The 2,960-nt window shown below is 29.9% G+C and carries 3 protein-coding genes; 2 read left to right on the top strand and 1 reads right to left on the bottom strand.

Annotation, left to right across the window (positions count from 1 at the left end; all coding sequences use genetic code 11):
- Positions 1-801: GGDEF domain-containing protein (locus ACJML3_RS06480; RefSeq protein WP_406021663.1), on the top strand; the 801-nt coding region annotated here is incomplete at its 5' end.
- A gap of 61 nt (positions 802-862) precedes the next feature.
- Positions 863-1,981, top strand: a complete 1,119-nt coding sequence (locus tag ACJML3_RS06475; RefSeq protein ID WP_406021661.1) for a GGDEF domain-containing protein — start codon at positions 863-865, stop codon at positions 1,979-1,981.
- A gap of 123 nt (positions 1,982-2,104) precedes the next feature.
- On the opposite strand, the gene ACJML3_RS06470 is transcribed toward ACJML3_RS06475, so the two are convergent.
- Positions 2,105-2,866, bottom strand: coding sequence for a glycosyltransferase family A protein (locus ACJML3_RS06470; protein WP_406021659.1), 762 nt, complete (start codon positions 2,864-2,866; stop codon positions 2,105-2,107).
- Between the last annotated feature and the right edge of the window lie 94 nt (positions 2,867-2,960).

Here is a 2,960-nt window from a genome sequence, read left to right as displayed (position 1 = left end):
ATTGCTGTACTTATCGTTATTTCATTATTCAGTGCAGATGCAAGATATTCAGATCTGGTATCATCAATTGCATCTGTAACCATATATGTAGTTATAAATTTCTATATTATGCTGGGTGCATTCCTTTGCTATAAATCATCATTATATAATCTTGACTTTGACATCAAGTATATTGCAAGAAAGCATCTTTACTACTACACAGTATTATGTATAGCCTTCTTAATAGAGCAGGTTGTTTTCTCAAATGCAGCAGTCGGAACTTCCTATGTTGTGTTTCTACTCTTTCATTACATGACAAAAAGCAAGACAATGATTTCACAGGATTCTCTGTCGGGTGTAAACAATAGAGTAAGCTTTAATAAATACATAAATAATGTTTTCCTGTCAAAAGAACATGATGGTGCCTATATCGTTTATATTGATATTGATAAGTTCAAACAGATAAATGACACTTATGGTCATATAGAAGGTGATGAGGCTATTTCTCTCGTTGGAAAAACTCTAAAGAGTATAGCTGGTGAAACCAATTCATTCGTTGCAAGAATCGGTGGTGATGAATTTGTCATGATCGTAAAAACAACAGAAGAAGAAAAAGTAAAAAAGGTTATACAGAACATATCATTTGAACTTGAAGAGAGAATTATTTTTTCTGATAAACAATATGATTTGACTGTAAGCTGTGGATATATTGAAGTTAAAAAGAATCAGAAAAATATTAAAGAGCTCATGGTTAAAGCTGATGAGTCTATGTATATTGAAAAATTAAAAAAGAATAGTGAGGTAGCTGATGGAGCTGTTTAAAATATGCAATGTCAGTCTATTGTATTTTTCAATTGCCAGTGTTTTTATTTTATATAGCGTTTTGAAAAATGAGAATACATCCGCAACTGTTGCGTCAAAAGTAAATGCAAATCTGACAAGACTTTTGTTTGTAAATGGAATCATTCTGGTTGTATATTTTTTTATTTCAATTTTAATTGTCCGTTATTCACTGCAGGGTAACGCCCCTTTAAGAACATTATTCTGTATACTAGGATTTACTGTTGGTTTTTGCTCTTACCTTTATCCATACTATCTTTTCATTCTCTTTAAAAAGTATGTATTTGGTCAGAATTTTCTAAAGGGTAAATTAAGAAAACTGCAGTTCTTACTCTTTGCTGTAACGGCTGTTATATATCTTTATATAGCAATAAAAGTTACATCTCTTTACTATCATGGGGAATTTATATCAGACAGTTATTTTGATTTCCTGATGATTATTCCTCTAGTTTGTGTCATTAACTATCTTTGCGTAATAAAAGATCTGCACAAATTTTTAAACGATCTTTTTGTAAATTCTTTTATTTCAAGAAAATTGGGAATTGCTATTGAAGCTCTTGTAATAATTGGTCCTATTATCTCATTTATTTTAGGATGGGTAATTTTAGCTCCAATTACATTCGGTCTTTTTGTTGCTTTTGTGTTCCTTGTGCAGATAGTGGCTCATGATAAGGCTGTTTCAATTGATTTTTTAACAGGACTTAATAATAGGAAAGAGCTTATTAGATATTTATCAAGAATATTTGATAAGTCATCTATACTTGATAACAACCTTCATATGATCTTCATTGATATAGATGATTTTAAAAAGATCAATGATACATTTGGTCATAATTTTGGTGATAAAGCTTTATTAAGTCTATCTAAATGTATGAAAAAGTCTGCTTTTGATAAAGACTGTTTCCTTTGCAGATATGCTGGTGATGAATTTACTGTAGTTATTAAGGAGAAAACCTTAAATACCGTAGATTCCTTTATTAAGACTTTATTGGATAATCTTGAAGAGGAGAACAAATTTGGCTCTCTTCCATTTAAAATTTCTCTGTCTGTAGGTGTTGTAGGTTACTCTGAGCAGTACAAGACTCTTGATGAATTTATTGCTGCAGCTGATGAAGCGATGTACCTTGAAAAGCAAAAGGCAAAAGATTCAGTAGATTCATAATAGAAATTTAATTATCTGATTTAATATTTTGTGCAGCGTACAATACATTGCGATGATAATTTTGGGATACATTATTTCAGCGATTCAAACTTTTCCAAAATTTAGCAAGTTTAAATTTCAATTTTAGGATTTTTTATATTTTGTATATAAATCACTGTGATATGTGAGTATCATTTTCCTTAGATATTCCATTTTAGTGTTGTCCCTACGTAATTCGGATATCATAGATGTCTTTTCATGTTGTCTATAATGAAAGAGAATTTCAGGAATCCTGTAAACTTTTACTCCCAATTCAAGAAGAGATAACCAAAATTCATAGTCTTCCCACCCATATTTCATTATTTTTTTGTATCCTCCAACTCTTTCCCAATCAGTCTTTCTAAAAAGAGCTGTACAAAAAATGCAGTTAGATCTAAGCATTTTTTTCATTTTAAATTTAGGCAATTCCCATTTCTTATTAATTGCTCCAAACATATCTGCTTCACAGTAAACTATTCCTATTTTTTTCTTAGAATCAATTATTTTTACTGCTTTCTCTATATATGTAGGCTCAATTTTATCGTCTGCATCCAAAGGAAGAATATACTTGCCAGTAGCATTCTTAATTCCAGTGTTTCTTGCTTCTGCAAGCCCCATGTTGATTTGATTGATAATTTTTACTTTTTGATTATTGTAATTTTTTAAAAAAGAAAGTGTTTCTTTACTGGTAGAACCGTCGTTTACAACAATAATTTCTATGTTCTGATAAGTGCTTGCTAAAGCGGAATCAAGAGCTTCTTCAATATAACAAGGTAATACATTGTACACAGGTACAATTACGGATACTTTTTCAGTGCATTTTTTATTAAATAAAACAGTAATTTTATTAATTAATTTTTTTATCATTTAGGTTCTCTGTTTTTTTTGTACGAGTTTATTTGTCTTGAATATATAAAATAACTCTAGTTTCCCACATGGAAATTTAAAACAAACCTAGATG

Origin of the sequence: Succinivibrio sp. (assembly GCF_045124615.1) — a bacterium.
Taxonomy (GTDB): Bacteria; Pseudomonadota; Gammaproteobacteria; order Enterobacterales; family Succinivibrionaceae; genus Succinivibrio; species Succinivibrio faecicola.
Note: the sequence above shows the minus strand (reverse complement) of the source record. Positions and strands in the feature narration are given on the sequence as shown.

Excerpts from the sequence above, each read along its gene's own strand:
- ACJML3_RS06470 (WP_406021659.1), bottom strand. The coding sequence starts at position 2,866 with ATGATAAAAAAATTAATTAATAAAATTACTGTTTTATTTAATAAAAAA.